The sequence below is a fragment of the Amycolatopsis thailandensis genome, assembly GCF_002234405.1.
GTDB lineage: Bacteria > Actinomycetota > Actinomycetes > Mycobacteriales > Pseudonocardiaceae > Amycolatopsis > Amycolatopsis thailandensis.
The window spans coordinates 1-17,370 of sequence record NZ_NMQT01000127.1; the positions used below are offsets into that span (position 1 = coordinate 1).

Sequence of the window (17,370 nt, forward strand, 5' to 3'; positions counted from 1 at the left end):
GTCCTCTGGATGCGGTCCTTGCGTGTGCAACTACCGCATCCAGAGGACGGAACGCGAGGCGTCAGCGGGCGGCGACCAGCGGAACTCTCCGCGTCATGAGGCCTTGGTTCCGTGGGCGTCTGTCCGTGACCCGTCACTCGCGTGCTCAAACCCGTCACACGCGTGCTTGGAGCCGTGACACGCGTGCTTGGAGCCGTCACTCGCGTGTCTGGACCCCGCACTCGTGAGATCCGCCTCCGAGCACGCGAGTCACGGCTCTGATCACGCGAGTCACGGCTTCAAGCACGCGAGTTCCGGGTTCGATCACGCGAGTCACGCCTTCCAGTCGGTCATCGTTTACCGGCGCGGAAGACCGTGGTGGTGATCGGCAGGTCGAATTCCCTCGAGGCGGTTTCCGGGTTCCGGTCGAGGAATTCCCGGGCCGTGCGGAGTTTGGCTTCGCGTTCCTCCTCCGTGGCCACCAGCATGTGCGAATGCGTGGCGAGAGTCGCCACCAGGGTTTCCGCCGTCCTGGGTTGTTTGTGACCGAAAGTCTTCTTCTCGAACGGCTCGAAAGCCTCGTGTTCCGGTAGCGATTCGTAGTCGCTCAGCCAGCGCCTGCTCATCGAGGTCTTGATCAGCTTGTTCAACTCGGCCAGCCAGGCCGCCGATTCGTCGTCGTGGTTCCACAGCGCGGCAACGACTCCGCCCGGTTTCAGCACCCTGGCCATCTCCGGATAGGCCCGGTCGAGGTCGAACCAGTGGACGGCCTGGCCCACGACCACGGCGTCCACGGAGGCGTCCGGCAGCGGGATCCGCTCGGCCGTCCCGATGAGCGGTGTCACGGCGGGAAGCGTCTTGGTGAGTTGTCCGAGCATTTGGGCGTCCGGTTCGACCGCGGTGACCGCGACGCCCAGCGCGAGCAGGCCCTCGCTGACCTTGCCGGTTCCCGCGGCGAGGTCGAGGACCCGTTCCGGTGTTCCCTTCACGCCGTCCAGTGCCCAGGCCAGTGCCTTTTCCGGATAGTCGGGCCGGTGCTCGGCATAGGCGGCGGCCTCGGCGCCGAACGAGGCGGCGCGGCGTGCGTGCAGTTCGGGTTCGATGCCGGGAGTGGATGAGTTCACACGATCCAGGTTAATGGAGAGAAAACCCACCGGCCCTGACGCGGAAAAGGTAATCCGGTTGGCGTAGGGAACCCGTGGGTTCGTACGCTGTGCGCCATGACTGAAATCCCCGCATCCGAGGGCGTGAGCCCCGACGAAGACCTGCCGGAACAGATGCGGGTGCGCCGGGACAAGCGCGACCGGATAATCGCGGAGGGTATCGATCCGTATCCGGTAGAGGTGCCCCGGACGCACTCGCTGGCCGAAGTGCGCGAGAAGCATTCCGGCCTCCCCGTCGACACGGCCACCGGCGAGATCGTCGGCGTCACCGGCCGCGTCATGTTCATGCGCAATACCGGCAAACTGTGTTTCGCGAGTCTCCGCGAAGGCGACGGCACCGAGTTGCAGGCGATGATCAGCCTCGCGAAGGTGGGCGCGGACGCGCTCGCGGCGTGGAAGTCCGATGTCGATCTCGGCGATCACGTATTCGTCGAGGGCGAGGTCATCACCTCCAAGCGCGGTGAGCTTTCCGTGATGGCCGACTCCTGGCGGATCGCGTCGAAAGCATTGCGCCCGTTGCCCGTGGCGCACAAAGAGCTGGCCGAGGAAACGCGCATCCGGCAGCGTTATGTCGACTTGATCGTGCGTCCCAAGGCCCAGGACGTGGTCCGTACCCGGGCCGGTGTGCTGCGTTCCCTGCGTGACTCGTTTCACGGCCGGGGATTCCTCGAGGTCGAGACCCCGATGCTGCAAACGCTGCACGGTGGCGCCGCGGCGCGGCCATTCGTCACGCATTCGAATGCCTTCGACCTCGATCTGTACCTGAGGATCGCTCCGGAGCTCTACCTCAAGCGTTGCGTGGTCGGCGGTATCGAGAAGGTCTTCGAGATCAACCGGAACTTCCGGAACGAGGGCAGCGACTCGTCCCACTCGCCGGAGTTCGCCATGCTCGAGTACTACGAAGCGTATGCGACCTATGACTCCAACGCGGTGATGACGCGTCAGCTCATCCAGGAGGCGGCGCAGAACGTTCTCGGTACTCAGGTGGTCACTCTCGCCGACGGTTCGGAGTACGACCTGTCCGGCGAGTGGACCACACTCGGAATGTACGAGTCGTTGTCCGAGGCGTTGTCGGAAGAGGTCACTCCCGAGACATCGGTGGACAAGCTTCGTTCCTATGCCGAAGCGCGCGAGCTGGAGCTCGACCCAAAGTTAGGCCACGGCAAAATCATCGAAGAACTTTGGGAACATCTCGTCGGCGATCATCTCCACGAACCTACTTTTGTCCGTGATTTTCCGGTCGAGACATCCCCGCTGACCAGGCAACACCGCAGCAAGCCGGGGGTGGCCGAGAAGTGGGATCTGTACGTGCGCGGATTCGAACTGGCCACCGGATACTCCGAGCTGGTCGATCCCGTGGTCGAGCGTCAGCGTCTGGTGGAACAGGCTCGGCTGGGTGCGCAGGGTGATAGTGAGGCCATGAACCTCGATGAGGATTTCCTCCGTGCCCTGGAGTACGGAATGCCGCCGAGCGGTGGTGTCGGAATGGGGATCGACCGGTTGCTGATGGCGCTGACCGGCCTTGGTATCAGGGAGACCATCCTGTTCCCGCTCGTACGCCCTGAATAACCCGTCCGCGTGACAGATACCTCGATCGTTCTCGTAAACGAGATTTGCGTTATGTCTCGGTAGCGGGTATTAATGTCGCTAGACAAAGTCTTCTGTCCGGGGCATGCCCCGTACCAGATCATTCGTGTAAGCCCCCAGCAGGAGGAAACAGATGGCACAGAAGGTGCTCGTCTCGCTCGTTGACGACCTCGACGGCACTGAGGCGGAAGAGACCGTCGAGTTCGGTTTGGACGGTGTCAGCTACCAGATCGACCTTTCCGCGGAAAACGCGGAAGAGCTTCGCGACGCGCTGGCCCAGTATGTGGAGCACGCCCGTCGCGCGGGTGGCCGTAAGCGCACCGCCATTCGTCCGGTCGCCGGCGTGAAGGCCGCCGCCCGCCCCGCGACCGTGGACCGCGAGCAGAACCAGGCCATTCGCGCCTGGGCCCGCAAGAACGGCTTCCAGGTTTCCGACCGTGGACGTATCCCGTCCGAGGTCGTGGAGGCCTACCACAAGAAGAACTGAGGTCTTTCAGACCTGACGGCCGCCGGGAAACTGTTCCCGGCGGCTTTCTTGTTCTTGTACACGGTTCAAGCGGGCGTACTCCGTGGGCGCCCATCCGGTCACGGAGCGGAAATCCCGGATGAAGTGCGCTTGGTCGCTATAGCCCAGCGCTGTCGCCAGTTCCGCGTAGTCCGGCCGTTCCGTGGCGGCGATCCGTGCCGCCGCTTCGTTCAATCGGTATACCTGAATCGCCCATTTGGGGGCGGCGCCGACATGGTCGGCGAACAGTCGTTGCAGACTTCGCTGAGACAGACCCGTCCGGCTTGACAGCTCGCCGACCCGGGTAATCGCCGGTTCCGCGGCGATTGTTTCCACCGCTTCGATGGCCGTCTTGGCCGCGGTGGTGAGCACGGGGCGTTTCGCCAGGAGCAGTTCCTCGCACCGGCGGACCATTTCGAAGTCGTCCGTCGCATTCCGTACCGATTCCGTCACCGGTCCGGCGCCGGGGAAGAGATCGGCGAGCGGAACGGAACCACCGGAGATCATCGTGACCGGACCGGTGAGGAATGCCCGGAATGCCCCCGGCCGGAATCGAACGCCGATACCGTGGTCCGTGCCTGCGACGACGTAGCGGAAAGGTCGTTTCCCCGGCCCGAAGGCGCCGGCCGCGTCGCGGAAGAACGTGACGTTGACCGCGAGATTGGGCAGGACCACCTGTTCATGGGACGGGCGGCCGGTCAGATCCCAGCGCAGCACCCAGTGGTGGTCCACGAACGGCCGCAGCTCCGGCGACGGCGGATGGCGGACGAGAGCGAACGCCGCTTGCGCCTCGCGCGCGTTGACGATCCCGGCCGGGATCCGATGCCCGCTCACCGGCTCAACTTAGCCCTGTCAGGCGGATTCGTCCGGTGGTCTCGTGAGTGGTGAGGCTGGTTAGAGCCAGCCTCACCACTCACGAGGCCGGACCTTGTCGCGTTTTTTCAAGACGGCGCGGCCGTTCCCGTGAACTCATGCCCCCATGTCCGAACACGCCGCCCTGATCGCCCCCGCCGCCGCGGAATTCGCCGGAATCCTGCGCGGGATCGGCGAGACCGAGTTCGCCGCCCGCACCCCGTGCGCCGAGTACGACGTCCGCGCGTTGCTGAACCACCTTCTCTACTGGGGTCCCTGGCTCGAAGCCGCCGGACGCAAGGCGCCGCCGCCCGAGGTGGCCACGGGCGAGGCGGAGGCGGCCCTCGTCGGCCCCGGCTGGCTCGACGTGGCCGAACGGCAGACCGCCCGGCTCGTGGACGTCTTCGGGACGCCTGGAGCGTGGCAGGGCATGACGGCGCTCGGCACGGCGCAAATGCCCGCATCGATCGTCGGTGACATGGTGCTCGGCGAGTTCGTCTTCCACGGCTGGGATCTCGCTCGCGCGCTCGGCCGCACCATCGACGTCGCACCCGAAGCGGCCGAGGCCGTGTACGTGTCCGCCGTCGCGATGGGCGAGCAGGCACGCTCGATGAAGGTTTACGGCGAAGAAGTCACCGTTGCGGAAGACGCAACGGCCTTCGAACGCGCTTTGGGCGCGACGGGACGGAATGCCGCCTGGACTCTTTAACGGATTCGCGGACAACCGCCGCATTCCGATTCCGCGGGCAGCAGATAGGAGAAACAGCAGCTTTCGCGGTTTCTCGTCCACTCGCGGCGCCCGTCCGCTCCCGGCACGAGCCTCAGCTTCGACGCCGACGTCAGCGGTGGGAACCGCGATTCGAGGACCAGCGCGGCGTCCGCGACCCCGGCGCCCTCGGCCTCCGGGGTCCCGCCCAGCCGCCCCGCCGACCACAGCGCGTTGTCGAGCGCGTCCGTGGCCGCCGCCCACAGCTGCCGCCGCCCGAGCCTCGTCAGCGGTCCGTAGACGTCGATGAACCGGCTCGCGTGCGCGACGAACCTGCCTCGCAGCACGGTCGCCAGCACTCGCTCGTCGGGAACGACGACGGTCTCCCGGCGCGCCGAGCCCGGGTCGGTCGGCAAGCAGTGGAAGCCGCCGCCGAGGACGGCGATCGAGTCGGGATGCGGCCGTCCGTCGCCGATCCGGAACGCCAGCGCGGACGGCGCCAGCGACGGGACGCGGCGCGCGTGGTGCAGCAGCATCGCGCCGGCGAACGCCGGGACGTGCAGGTACCACGACAGGATCCAGCTCGCCGGGGTCCGCTCGGGGACGCCGGGCGCTTCCGGGTACTCCGCGGCCAGCCAGCCGCCGAGCCGCTCCCGCCAGCGCACGAGCCGTGCCGGTTCGCCGAGTAGATCGGCACAGCGGACCCAGCCCGGCTCGTCCTCGGGTATGTCCGCACGGACCCGGGCGTCCTCCGGCAGCCGTGATAGGGAGGCACGGAGCCCGTCTTCGGGGGACGCGATCACACGGTGACGCGACACGTCGCCCTCCCGTCATTAGGTTCGCCTAACCTTACATGCGATCCGTGACTACTCCGGACGGGTGTCCATCCACTGGGCGGACTCGCGCTCGCGGACCGTGTTCGCGCTCAGCGGACAACGCGCATCCGGCGGAATCCAAGTGCGCGTTCGCACGTTGTGCTTGACGTAAAGGTGCAGGGCAACCGGAAGATGAAAGAGCGCACGGCCGGAGAACGGCCAGGGCGCGAACGGGCCGCAATCAGCCGTAGTGGTACGCCAGCGCGACCGCATGGCTACTAGAGTGGTCTCACGGTGCTGAATCCATCGCGGTGAAAGCACGATGGAAACGGGCCGCCGTCGCAGCAGTCGAGGGAGTGCACATGTTTGAGAGGTTCACCGACCGCGCGAGGCGGGTGGTCGTCCTGGCCCAAGAAGAGGCCAGGATGCTCAACCACAACTACATCGGCACCGAGCACATCCTCCTGGGTCTGATCCACGAGGGTGAAGGTGTCGCCGCCAAGGCGCTGGAATCGCTGGGCATCGCGCTGGAGGGCGTCCGCCAGCAGGTCGAGGAGATCATCGGCCAGGGGCAGCAGGCCCCGAGCGGGCACATCCCCTTCACCCCGCGGGCCAAGAAGGTGCTGGAGCTGTCGCTGCGCGAAGCGCTGCAGCTCGGCCACAACTACATCGGCACCGAGCACATCCTGCTCGGGCTGATCCGCGAGGGAGAAGGCGTCGCCGCTCAGGTGCTCGTCAAGCTCGGCGCGGACCTCAACCGGGTGCGTCAGCAGGTCCTGCAGCTGCTGTCGGGCTACCAGGGTGGCAAGGAGTCGACCGAGACCGGCTCCGGACGCGGTGAAGGCACCCCGTCGTCGTCGCTGGTGCTCGACCAGTTCGGCCGCAACCTGACCGTCCAGGCCCGCGAAGGCAAGCTCGACCCGGTCATCGGCCGCGGTAAAGAGATCGAGCGGGTCATGCAGGTGCTGTCGCGGCGCACCAAGAACAACCCGGTCCTGATCGGCGAGCCCGGCGTCGGCAAGACCGCCGTCGTCGAAGGGCTCGCGCAGAACATCGTCAAGGGCGAGGTCCCCGAGACGCTGAAGGACAAGCAGCTCTACACCCTCGACCTCGGCTCCCTGGTCGCCGGTTCCCGGTACCGCGGTGACTTCGAAGAGCGCCTCAAGAAGGTGCTCAAGGAGATCAAGACCCGCGGCGACATCATCCTGTTCATCGACGAGCTGCACACGCTCGTCGGCGCGGGTGCCGCCGAGGGCGCGATCGACGCCGCGTCGATCCTGAAGCCGATGCTGGCCCGTGGCGAGCTGCAGACGATCGGCGCGACCACCCTCGAGGAGTACCGCAAGTACATCGAGAAGGACGCCGCGCTGGAGCGCCGCTTCCAGCCGATCCAGGTCGGCGAGCCGTCGCTCGAGCACACGATCGAGATCCTCAAGGGCCTCCGCGACCGGTACGAGGCGCACCACCGCGTCTCGATCACCGACGGCGCGCTGGTGCAGGCGGCCACCCTGGCGGACCGCTACATCAACGACCGGTTCCTCCCGGACAAGGCGATCGACCTGATCGACGAGGCCGGCGCCCGGATGCGCATCCGCCGCATGACCGCGCCGCCGGACCTGCGCGAGTTCGACGAGAAGATCGCCGACGTGCGCCGGGACAAGGAGTCCGCGATAGACGCGCAGGACTTCGAGCGCGCCGCCCGCCTCCGTGACGAGGAGAAGACCCTCCTCGGCCAGAAGGGCGAGCGGGAGAAGCAGTGGAAGGACGGCGACCTCGACGTCGTCGCCGAGGTCGACGAGGAGCAGATCGCCGAGGTCCTCGCCAACTGGACCGGCATCCCGGTGTTCAAGCTCACCGAGGAGGAGACCACGCGTCTGCTCCGCATGGAGGACGAGCTGCACAAGCGGATCATCGGCCAGGAGGACGCGGTCAAGGCCGTCTCCCAGGCGATCCGTCGTACCCGTGCCGGCCTGAAGGACCCGAAGCGCCCCTCCGGTTCGTTCATCTTCGCCGGTCCGTCCGGTGTCGGTAAGACCGAGCTGTCCAAGGCGCTGGCGGCGTTCCTCTTCGGCGAGGACGACGCGCTCATCCAGATCGACATGGGCGAGTTCCACGACCGCTACACCGCTTCGCGGCTCTTCGGTGCCCCTCCGGGCTACGTCGGCTACGAAGAGGGCGGCCAGCTGACCGAGAAGGTGCGGCGCAAGCCGTTCTCGGTGGTGCTGTTCGACGAGATCGAGAAGGCCCACCAGGAGATCTACAACACGCTCCTGCAGGTCCTCGAAGACGGCCGTCTCACCGACGGTCAGGGTCGTACGGTCGACTTCAAGAACACCGTGCTCATCTTCACCTCGAACCTGGGTACCTCGGACATCTCCAAGTCCGTCTCGCTCGGGTTCTCGTCCGGCGGTGACAGCACCAACCGGTACGAGAAGATGAAGCAAAAGGTCAACGAGGAAATGAAGAAGCATTTCCGGCCCGAGTTCCTGAACCGGATCGACGACATCATCGTCTTCCACCAGTTGACCAAGGAACAGATCATCGAGATGGTCGATCTGATGATCGCCCGGGTCGAGACGCAGCTCAAGGCCAAGGACATGGAGCTCGAGCTCACGCCCAAGGCCAAGTCGCTGCTCGCCAAGCGCGGCTTCGACCCGGTGCTGGGCGCGCGGCCGCTGCGTCGCACGATCCAGCGCGAGATCGAGGACCAGCTGTCGGAGAAGATCCTGTTCGGCGAGGTCCAGGCCGGGCAGATCATCCTGGTCGACGTCGAAGGCTGGAACGACGAAGAGGGCGAGAAGGACGACAAGGCGCACTTCGTCTTCCGTGGCGAAGCCCGTCCCTCGTCGGTCCCGGATGCCCCGCCGGTCAGCATCGGCGCCGGCTCGACCGAAGAGAACGGTGAAGCCGAGGGCGAGTAAGGCTCTCTGGTTCCGAAAGTGCCCGTCGCGGGTTCGCCGCGGCGGGCACTTTCGCGTCCAGGGCCGTGTCGTCCATCCAGTCACGCGTGTCGTCCGTCTGATCACGTGAGTCGCGCCTCCAAGCACGCGAGATCGTCCTCTGATCACGCGAGTTCCGCCTTCAATCACGTGAGTTCCGTGTCCAATCACGCGAGTTCGCCTTTTCCGCACGGACAGCGCGTGTGCGTGGATGGACGACACGTGTGATCAGACGGACGACACATGTGATGAGGCGCGGGACTCGCGTGCTTGGGGCCGGGACTCGCGTGATCAGGGGCGGGACTCGCGTCTGCGGAGGACCCGCTCGTCTCTAGCGACCGAAAGCGCGCTCTCGTGGGAACCCTGGTCTTTGAAGCCCGATCGATATAAGGTCTACATTATGGTCGACCCATGATGTGGGAGATCGAACTTCACGACGAGGTGGATCGCTGGTTCACAGCGCTGTGCCGGGAAGAACCGCTTACGGCCGACAGAGTCGAAGAGGCGATCGACATGCTCGCTTGTGAGGGACCGCGGCTCGGGTGGCCACTGGTCGATCGGATCAGCGGCTCGCGCAGGCACAACTTGAAAGAGTTGCGCCCGGCGTCAGCGGGACGGTCCGAGATCCGGATCTTGTTCGTCTTCGATCCGGCGCGGAATGCAGTGCTCTTGGTGGCCGGTGACAAGGCCGGAAACTGGAAACGGTGGTCCGACATCAACATCCCGATCGCGGAGGAGCGATACCGGCGGCATCTGGACGCGATGGAGGAAGGCTGAAATGGGTCGGTCCTGGAAAGAGGTCAAGGCGGAAAAGCTCGCCGCGGATCTGGACGCGGGCCGCGACGTCGAAGCCGCGCGGGCCGAGGCGCGTGAAGCCACGCAGGCCTACGTTCTCGGCTTTCGCTTGTCGCAACTCCGCGAAGAAGTAGGGCTGAGCCAGACCGAGGTCGCCAAGCGAATGGGCGTGAGCCAGCCGCGGATCAGCCAGCTCGAGCAGGGCGATCCGAGCCAGATGGAATTGGACACCCTTCGCAGGTACATCGGCGCCTTGGGCGGCCGGATGCGGGTAGTGGCCGATTTCGACGATCACGACGTCACCGTTTCCACCGCCGTCTGACCCGTCCCGGCCGCCTGATCATCGCGTGAGACGATGCCCTCGGGTCCGGGAGGGGGTCAGGTGGACGTTCTGGCGATCGATTTCGGTACCTCCAGCACGGTGGGGGTGCTTTCGATCCACGGCAGAGGGACGCAGGTCGTCGAGATCGACGGATCGGTGACGATGTCGTCCGCGATCTACGTCGACAAGGACGGCACGGTCTTCGTCGGCCGCGACGCCGAGCGCCGGGCCAGGCTGGATCCGAGCCGGTTCGAGGCGAATCCGAAGCGGCGCATAGACGAGGGCGCGCTCCAGCTCGGTGACGTCACGCTCCCCATCGCCGACGCGTTCGCCGCGGTCCTGCGCCGGGTCGGCGAAGAGGCCGAGCTGATCCTCCAGCGCCGGCCCGCCCAGGTGCGCATTTCCCACCCCGCGGGCTGGGGCCAGGATCGCAAGCAGATCCTCCACGATGCCGCGCTCAAGGCCGGATTCGGCACGACGGTGCTCATCCCCGAGCCGGTCGCCGCCGCCGCGCATTACGCCTCCCTGAACCACGGTCACCGGCCGCCCGGTCCGATCGCGGTGTACGACCTCGGGGCGGGCACGTTCGACTGCGCTGTCGTCGGGGTCAGCGCCCACGGGTTCGCGGTGCTCGCCGAGGACGGCCTGCCCGATCTCGGCAGCCTCGACATCGACCAAGCGCTGCTGGTGCACATCGGCCGCGAGGTGTCGCATTCCGAACCCGCGCGGTGGCAACGGATCCTGCGCCCGCAGTCGGTCAGCGACCGCCGGACGCGCCGGTCGTTGCTGCAGGATGTCCGTGACGCCAAGGAAAGCCTGTCCCGGCACCAGCAGACCGAGATCCCGATGCCGGAGCCGTTCGGCGACGTGCGGGTGACGCGGATGGAGCTCGAGGCGCTCGTCCGGCCGAGTTTCCTGCGCAGCGCCGAACTCCTGGCCGCCACGATCCACCGCGCCGGGCTGTCCCCGGACCGGCTCGGCGGCGTCTACCTCGTCGGCGGGCCGAGCCGGATGCCGTTGCTGGCGAGCCTGCTGGCGAACCAGCTCAGGGTCGCGCCGACGACGCAGGACCAGCCGGAGACGGCGGTCGCGTTCGGGCTGCATCACGTGCCCGCGGGCGGCGAGGACTCCCAGCTGACGGTGCCCGCCTTCGCGCCGGTCGCGCCGCCCGTGCGGCAGCGGCCCGTTCAGCAACAGCCCGTACAACAGCAGCCGCCCAGCCGCCCGCAGCCACCGCGCTGGACGCCACCCACGCCGCCCCCACCGGGCCGGAACTGGCAGAAGCCCACGACGTACGGCGTCATCGGGCTCGCCCTCGCGGCGATCGTGACGACGATCGTCCTGCTCAGCGGCGGCGAAGAGCAGCCTGTCGCGGCTCAGGGGCCCGCCCCGGTGAAGCAGGTGAGTTGCGATCAGCCGGGAGTGAAGGACGCGCAGGGGTTCACGGACTGCCTTCGCCGGATCGCCGCTGTCATCCCGCAGCGGGACGACTGCCGGGACGCGCCGGACGCGGCGACGACGGTGGGCGCGGCGACCGCGGTCACCTGTGTGTTCAAGGACGACAAGGCGTCGAACGCGATCAACTACTACCAGGGCGTCGCGATGACCGGGCTGGAGGACGGCGTCCGGCAGCAGATGACCAAGGGCAAGCCCGTGGAAGGCACCTGGGCGGCCGACGGGCTGCGAGGGCGCTACTTGGCGGGCGTCGGCAAGCGAAGCGGCATCGTGCTCTTCGGGACCGAAGACGCGCCGCTGACCGCGATGCTCGTCTCGACCCGGAACGACGGCACCACGCGGACGACCGCGGAGATGGTCGAGTTCTTCACCGCGCAGCTCAAGCCCTGACCGGATGTCATGAAAGGGTCGTTCAGGACAAATGATGTCCTGAACGACCCTTTCATGACATTTCCGGAGGCCAACCGTGATCAGTGAAGGGTGCCCGCCGGCGTCGAGAGATCCTCGGTGACCGAGAGCGCGGTGTCCACGATGATCTCCAGCGCCTCCGCCGCGCGATGCGTGGCCAGGCTCGGCGCCGTCGTCCGCGCGGCCTGCTCCGGCGTGTAGGGAATATGCACGAAACCTCCGCGCACGCCGGGAAAATCGTTGTCCAGCAAGTGCATCAGCCCGTAGAAGACCTGATTGCACACATACGTCCCGGCGGTGTGCGAGACCGACGCGGGAAGCCCCGCGTTCTTGATCCCCGCGACACTCGCCTTCACCGGCAGAGTCGTGAAGTAGGCGCTGGGCCCGCCGGGGATCACCGGGACGTCGACGGGCTGCGAACCCGCGTTGTCCGGGATGCGGGCGTCGATCAGGTTGATCGCGACCCGTTCGGGGGTGACGTCGGCGCGGCCGCCCGCCTGCCCGACGCAGATCACCAGTTCCGGCCGGTACTCGTCGATCGCGTCGCGCAAGGTGACCAGCGAACGCGAGAACACGCACGGCAGTTCGACGGCCACCGTGTCGCGCCGCCGGCCGGTGAGCAGGGAAACCGCCTGCCACGACGGGTTCACCCGCTCACCGCCGAACGGTTCGAAGCCGGTGAGGAGCACAGACGTCATGCCCCTCACCCTAACGTGTGACACACCTCCGGCTGGGGCTCGTGAGTGGCAAAGCCGGTTCTTGAGGGGTGAGGCAAAGGTGCGTCCGGTCGGGTGCCAAGTCCGTGAAGGCCTCCTTGAGTGACCCAGACTCCCTCAAGGAGGCCTTCACGGACCGGCGTTCGGCGGTGACGAGTGATGTGAAGGGGACTTTCCCTCATTGCATGCGAGGAAAGTCCCCTTCACCTCGGGTCTTGCCACTCACGAGAACCACTCGCGTCAGGCCGCGGGCTTGAGGTCCCCCGGGTAGAGGTACTCGGGCGCCGGCTTGGTGTTGCCGTAGAACCACGCGTCGAAGAAGCCCTGCAGGTTCTTGTGCGCGACGCGCTCGGCGAACTTCTGGAACTCCGGCAGGCTCGCGTTGCCGTCGCGGTGCAGGGCGGGCCACGTCTTCAGGATGCGGTCGAACGGCGCCGCGCCGATGTAGTTCTTCAGCGCGTGCAGCGCGACGGGGCCCTTCGAGTACACGTAGGTGAACTCGTTGCCGGGGCCCATGTCGTAGAGCTTCCCGGCCCAGAACCGGTCCGTCGCCTTCTGCACGGCGCTCAGGTAGCGCGCCTTCAGGTCCTGGCCCGACTTCGCCTCTGACCACATCCACTCCGCGTACGAGGCGAAGCATTCGTTGAGGCAGACGTCCTTCCACTTGTCGACGGCGACCGAGTCGCCCCACCACTGGTGGGCGTTCTCGTGCACGATCGTCGGGACGTTGCCCGCCGCGCCCGAGTAGATCGGCCTGCTCAGCGTCTCCAGCGAGAACCCGATCGGCTCGGCGAGGAAGATGCCGCCCGCCGCGTCCACCGGGTACCGGCCGAACTTCGACGCGAGGAAGTCGATGATCTCCGGCAGCCGCGCCTCGGCCTGCTTGGTCGAGGCGGGAGTGCCGGGGGCGTAGGCGTTGACGACCGGGGTGCCGTCGGACAGCTTCGTCCGCTCGAACTCCCACTTGTCGATCGCGACCGTCGTCATGTACGGCACGGCGGGGGTCTCTTCGGCCCAGGTGTAGGTGGTGTTCTTGCCGTTCTTGACCTGTCCGCGCTCGACGCCGTTCGAGATCACGCCCCATTCGGACGGAACGGTGATCGCGAGGTGGAAGGTCGCCTTGTCGCGTGGGGTGTCGTTGACCGGATACCAGGTCGTCGCGGACTTCGGCTCGCCCGCGACGAAAGCGCCGCCGGATTTCGCGTACTGCCAGCCGTTCTCACCCAGCAGCGGATCCTGGATCGGCTCCGGGACGCCGTGGTAGGCGACCTCGGCGGTGAATCGCTCGTGGTTCCGCAGCGGACGGGCCGGGGTGACGACCAGTTCGTGGTCGCCGGTCCGGGTGAAGGTCGCTTTCCGCCCGTTGACCTTGATCGAGTCGACGGTCAGCCCGCGCAGGTCGAGGTTGAACGAGCTCAGCGACTGCGTCGTCCGGCCGGTGATCGTCTGCAGGCCGGTGAGCTGCTTGGTGGCGGGCTCGTAGCCGACCTTCAGGTTGTAGTCGGCGACGTCGTAGCCACCGTTGCCGTCTTGCGGGTAGTAGCTGTCGCCCGCGCCGTCGGCGCCGGGTTTGCCGGTGTCGGCGAGGGCGGTCCCGCCACCGAGGACACTCGCGGCCAGGACGGCGGCGATGACTGCCGCACTCCGGTACCTCATTCACGCTCCCAGTCGATCGGCTGTGTTCAGGCCCCGAACGTAACGCCGTGACCTCGGCCGGTCGCCCGGAAAGCTCCCTCGTGCCCGGATAATCCCCACTTCCGTCGCCTGGAAGAGGTACGGAACCCGGCCGCGTGCTTCGCGAGACGCAGCCTGGACGGGGTATCCGGTTGCGTGTTCTGGAAAGCTGGGGTCCGTGCGTGTGACGCTGCTGGGTCCGGTCGGAGCGGAGGCCGGTGACGGCACCCCGGTCGACATCGGCGGTGCCCGCCTCCGCATGCTCTTGGCCAGGCTCGCGCTGGAGCCCGGCCGCGCCGTTCCGGCAACGGCGCTCATCGACGGTCTCTGGGGCGCGGAACCGCCCGCCGACGCCGCGAACGCGCTGCAATCACTGGTCTCGCGGTTGCGGAAGGTTCTGCGTGCGGAGGGAGTCGCCCTCGACTCGGGTCCGGGTGGCTACCGGCTGGACGTCGCCCGTGAGGACGTCGACGCCTGCCGCTTCGAGCGCCTCGCCGCCGAAGGGCGCGCGGAACTGACGGCGGGCCGGGACGCCGGTGCGGCCGCGATCCTCGCCGAGGCGCTCGGCCTCTGGCGGGGTCAAGCGCTGTCCGACGTTCTCGACGCTCCGTTCGCGCAAGCGCCGGCCACCCGGCTGGAGGATTTGCGCCTCGAAGCCGAAGAAGACCGCTTCGAGGCCGAGATCCGCCTCGGCGGGCACGACAGGGTCTTGGCCGATCTCAAGGAGGCGGCCGCGCGGAATCCGCTGCGCGAGCGGCTCGCCGGGCTGTGGATCCGGGCGTTGTGCGCGGCGGACCGGCAGTCCGACGCCCTCGCCTTCTACGAGGAGGTGCGGACGGCGCTGGCCGACGAGCTGGGCGTCGACCCCTCGGCCGAACTCCAGGAGATCCACCTCGCCGCGCTGCGCGGCGAACTCGGCCCGCCACCCGCGGCCGCGGATCATCTCCCGGTGCGGCTGACCAGCTTCGTCGGCCGCGACGACGAGCTGAAACTGGTCGCCGAACTCCTCGCGGGCGCGCGGCTGGTGACGCTCGTCGGGCCCGGCGGCGCGGGGAAGACACGGCTGGCCACCGAGGTGGCGACGCGGCATCCGGCGCATACGCGTGGGCGGGTGTGGTTCGTGCCGCTCGCCGGTGTCCGAGACCCGGGTGACCTGCCCGGCGCGGTCTTCGCCGCGCTGGAGCTGTGGGATCTCGGTCTCTCGCACGGCGGCGACCCGATGCGGCGGCCGGTGGAGGCGCTGGTCCGGGTCGTGGAGACGCTCGGCGCCGGCGAATCGGTGCTGGTGCTGGACAACTGCGAGCATGTGGTCGACGCGGCCGCGGAGCTGGCGAACACCCTGCTGCGCCGGGTGCCGACCCTGCGGATCCTCGCGACGAGCCGTGAGGCGCTGGCCATCGACGGCGAGACGTTGTGCCCGCTCGGACCGTTGTCCGTGCCGGAAGGGAAACCGACCGTCCCGCAGGCCGCCGAGGCGGGCGCGATCCGGCTGTTCGTCGACCGGGCGGTGGCCGTGCGCCCGGACTTCGTCCTCGATGAGTCCACTGTGGACGACGTCGCGCAGATCTGCCGACGGCTGGACGGGATGCCGCTGGCGCTGGAACTGGCCGCCGCGCGGCTGCGGTCGATGACCGTCGCGCAGATCTCGCGGCGCCTCGACGACCGGTTCCGCCTGCTGACCTCCGGCAGCCGGACGGCTTTGCCGAGGCAGCGCACGCTGCGCGCGGTCGTCGAGTGGAGCTGGGACCTGCTCGACGACGCCGAACGCGTCCTCGCGAGGCGGCTTTCGGTCTTCGGGGCCGGTGCCGAAGTCGAAGCGGTCGAAAGCGTCTGTGCCGGGGACGGTCTGCCCGCCGAAGACGTCATGTACGTCCTCGGCTCGCTCGTCGAGAAGTCCATTGTGGACGCTACGAAGGGTGATCACGGCGAGCCGCGCTACCGCATGCTGGAGACGATCCGGGCGTACGGAGCGGAGCGTCTCGACGAGGCCGGCGAACGAAAACAGCTGACGAAGGCGTATCACCGCTACTACGCCGAGCTCGCCGAGCGGCTGGAGCCGTTGCTGCGGACCAGGGACCAGCTCACCGCCATTTCCCGCTACGACGCCGAGCACGGCAACATCGTGACGGCTCTCCGGCAGGCCATCGACTCCGGTGACGTGGAAATGGCGACGCATCTGTTCGGCGGCGTCTTCTGGTACTGGCTGATCAAGGGGGACAGCAACCGGGTCGAGTCGTTCGTCGCCGAAGTGCTCGCTTTCGGCGACCGTCTCGACGAGGACTTCGCGGCCGCGTTCCGGGCGATGCGCGAGATCACCGCGATGATCCCCGGCGTCGGCGACCCCGAAGCTGTGCAGGAACTCATCGACGAATGCGTGCGGACGAACGCGCACACCCGGTTCGCCGGCCTGGCCATCGGCCTGCCCATGCTCGCGTTCTTCTGCCAGAACAGGGAACTCGCCCTGAGGGAGGTGGAGCGAGTGCTGTCGAGCGAAGACCCGTGGGCGCGCGCCGCCGGGTCGTGGGCGCAGAGTTTCGTGCTCACCGACCAGGGCGACCCCGAAGGCGCCGAACGGGCGAGGGACAACGCCTTGGCCGGGTTCTCGGCCGTGGGCGACCGCTGGGGCACCGCGATGGCTGTCGGGATGAAGGCGAGTGACATCTCGATGTCGGGCGATCACGAGGCCGCGCTCGCGCTGTACCGGCAAGGGCTCGCCCTCGCGCTCGAACTGGGCTCGCAGGACGACGTGATCCAGCAGCGCTGGCGGCTCGCCACGGAGTACGCGCGGGCCGGTGACCTGGACACGGCACTGCGCGAAATCCGCGAGGCGGAGCAGTACGCGACGGACACGGGAAACAACCAGCTCGCGGTGATGGTGCTGGTGGGCAAGGCCGACCTGTACAGCCGCGCCGGACGCGTGCCCGAGGCACGCGCGGCCGCCGCCAGGTTCCGGGAGCTGATGGCGGAGGTGCCGCTGCCGGGACTGTTCGGCGAGGAGTTCGGCGGGCTCATCGACGCGGAGGTGGCGCTGGCGGCCGGAGAGCTGGAGGAGGCCGAGCGAGGGGCCGCGATCGTCGTGAAGTCCACGACGGAGCGCGCGGACATGCCCGACCTCGGCCGGATCGTCGAGCTCTTCGCCCTGATCCGGTTCCGCCAGGGTCGGCCCGAGAGCGCCGTCCGGTTGCTCGGCGCGGCGAAACTCATCCGCGGCAAGCTGGACCTCGGCGAGCCCGGCATCCGGCAGCTGATCGAGGACCTCCGTGAACACTTCGGTGCGGAACGGTACGAGGCACTGCTCGCGCAGGACGCCGGACTGCCCAGGTCCGAGGTGCTCTCCTGGGTGAGCTCCGAAGCAAGCTGAAGGGGGCTTTCCTCGCGTCGCCGCGAGGAAAGCCCACTTCCCCCTTACCCCCGGTCACACGCGCTTCCGGTAAGCCCCCGTGTCCAGCCGGAA

The 17,370-nt window shown here is 67.7% G+C and carries 13 protein-coding genes; 8 read left to right on the plus strand and 5 right to left on the minus strand.

Translation table 11 applies throughout. From position 1 onward, the window contains the following. Positions 1-329: 329 nt before the first annotated feature. Positions 330-1,103, minus strand: coding sequence for a class I SAM-dependent methyltransferase (locus tag CFP71_RS33600; protein ID WP_093937975.1), 774 nt, complete (start codon positions 1,101-1,103; stop codon positions 330-332). Between the two features lie 96 nt (positions 1,104-1,199). On the opposite strand from CFP71_RS33600, the gene lysS reads away from it, so the two are divergent. Both lysS and CFP71_RS33610 read left to right on the plus strand, forming a co-directional pair. Further along, positions 1,200-2,711 carry a lysine--tRNA ligase gene (gene lysS / locus CFP71_RS33605; RefSeq protein ID WP_093937976.1) on the plus strand — a complete coding sequence of 504 codons (1,512 nt, stop codon included), beginning with the start codon at positions 1,200-1,202 and terminating at the stop codon, positions 2,709-2,711. Positions 2,712-2,862: 151 nt separating this feature from the next. After that, a complete protein-coding gene (locus tag CFP71_RS33610; RefSeq protein WP_005165380.1) occupies positions 2,863-3,216 on the plus strand; it encodes a histone-like nucleoid-structuring protein Lsr2 in 354 nt (117 codons plus the stop codon). 6 nt (positions 3,217-3,222) lie between these two features. Here the strand turns inward: CFP71_RS33610 and CFP71_RS33615 are convergent, their stop codons facing one another. Further along, positions 3,223-4,068: a helix-turn-helix domain-containing protein gene (locus tag CFP71_RS33615; RefSeq protein ID WP_093937977.1), complete on the minus strand. Its 846-nt coding sequence runs from the start codon at positions 4,066-4,068 to the stop codon at positions 3,223-3,225. A 145-nt stretch (positions 4,069-4,213) separates the two neighbouring features. On the opposite strand from CFP71_RS33615, the gene CFP71_RS33620 reads away from it, so the two are divergent. Next, complete coding sequence (locus tag CFP71_RS33620; protein ID WP_093937978.1) at positions 4,214-4,795, plus strand: TIGR03086 family metal-binding protein; 582 nt, start codon at positions 4,214-4,216, stop codon at positions 4,793-4,795. Here the strand turns inward: CFP71_RS33620 and CFP71_RS33625 are convergent. Beyond that, the gene (locus CFP71_RS33625) at positions 4,792-5,610 is read right to left on the minus strand and encodes a (2Fe-2S)-binding protein (protein WP_093937979.1); all 819 of its coding nucleotides are present in this window, start codon (positions 5,608-5,610) and stop codon (positions 4,792-4,794) included. The genes CFP71_RS33620 and CFP71_RS33625 overlap by 4 nt on opposite strands. A gap of 359 nt (positions 5,611-5,969) precedes the next feature. Here CFP71_RS33625 and CFP71_RS33630 point away from each other — a divergent pair, with 359 nt between their 5' ends. From CFP71_RS33630 to CFP71_RS33645, 4 genes are all read left to right on the plus strand, one after another. Continuing rightward, a complete protein-coding gene (locus CFP71_RS33630) occupies positions 5,970-8,528 on the plus strand; it encodes an ATP-dependent Clp protease ATP-binding subunit (protein WP_005165370.1) in 2,559 nt (852 codons plus the stop codon). A 429-nt stretch (positions 8,529-8,957) separates the two neighbouring features. After that, positions 8,958-9,323: a type II toxin-antitoxin system RelE/ParE family toxin gene (locus tag CFP71_RS33635; protein WP_093937980.1), complete on the plus strand. Its 366-nt coding sequence runs from the start codon at positions 8,958-8,960 to the stop codon at positions 9,321-9,323. A gap of 1 nt (position 9,324) precedes the next feature. Continuing rightward, a complete protein-coding gene (locus tag CFP71_RS33640; RefSeq protein WP_093937981.1) occupies positions 9,325-9,663 on the plus strand; it encodes a helix-turn-helix domain-containing protein in 339 nt (112 codons plus the stop codon). A gap of 60 nt (positions 9,664-9,723) precedes the next feature. Beyond that, the gene (locus CFP71_RS33645) at positions 9,724-11,508 is read left to right on the plus strand and encodes an Hsp70 family protein (protein ID WP_093937982.1); all 1,785 of its coding nucleotides are present in this window, start codon (positions 9,724-9,726) and stop codon (positions 11,506-11,508) included. Between the two features lie 80 nt (positions 11,509-11,588). Here the strand turns inward: CFP71_RS33645 and pcp are convergent, their stop codons facing one another. Continuing rightward, complete coding sequence (pcp, locus tag CFP71_RS33650; protein WP_093937983.1) at positions 11,589-12,224, minus strand: pyroglutamyl-peptidase I; 636 nt, start codon at positions 12,222-12,224, stop codon at positions 11,589-11,591. Between the two features lie 258 nt (positions 12,225-12,482). Then, positions 12,483-13,898 carry a M1 family metallopeptidase gene (locus tag CFP71_RS33655; RefSeq protein WP_093937984.1) on the minus strand — a complete coding sequence of 472 codons (1,416 nt, stop codon included), beginning with the start codon at positions 13,896-13,898 and terminating at the stop codon, positions 12,483-12,485. A 196-nt stretch (positions 13,899-14,094) separates the two neighbouring features. Between CFP71_RS33655 and CFP71_RS33660 the strand changes: the two genes are divergently transcribed. Then, positions 14,095-17,277, plus strand: a complete 3,183-nt coding sequence (locus tag CFP71_RS33660; protein ID WP_093937985.1) for an AfsR/SARP family transcriptional regulator — start codon at positions 14,095-14,097, stop codon at positions 17,275-17,277. Positions 17,278-17,370: the final 93 nt, after the last annotated feature.

Excerpts from the sequence above, each read along its gene's own strand:
- lysS (WP_093937976.1), top strand. The coding sequence starts at position 1,200 with ATGACTGAAATCCCCGCATCCGAGGGCGTGAGCCCCGACGAAGACCTG.
- CFP71_RS33610 (WP_005165380.1), top strand. The coding sequence starts at position 2,863 with ATGGCACAGAAGGTGCTCGTCTCGCTCGTTGACGACCTCGACGGCACT.
- CFP71_RS33620 (WP_093937978.1), top strand. The coding sequence starts at position 4,214 with ATGTCCGAACACGCCGCCCTGATCGCCCCCGCCGCCGCGGAATTCGCC.
- CFP71_RS33630 (WP_005165370.1), top strand. The coding sequence starts at position 5,970 with ATGTTTGAGAGGTTCACCGACCGCGCGAGGCGGGTGGTCGTCCTGGCC.
- CFP71_RS33635 (WP_093937980.1), top strand. The coding sequence starts at position 8,958 with ATGATGTGGGAGATCGAACTTCACGACGAGGTGGATCGCTGGTTCACA.
- CFP71_RS33640 (WP_093937981.1), top strand. The coding sequence starts at position 9,325 with ATGGGTCGGTCCTGGAAAGAGGTCAAGGCGGAAAAGCTCGCCGCGGAT.
- pcp (WP_093937983.1), bottom strand. The coding sequence starts at position 12,224 with ATGACGTCTGTGCTCCTCACCGGCTTCGAACCGTTCGGCGGTGAGCGG.
- CFP71_RS33655 (WP_093937984.1), bottom strand. The coding sequence starts at position 13,898 with ATGAGGTACCGGAGTGCGGCAGTCATCGCCGCCGTCCTGGCCGCGAGT.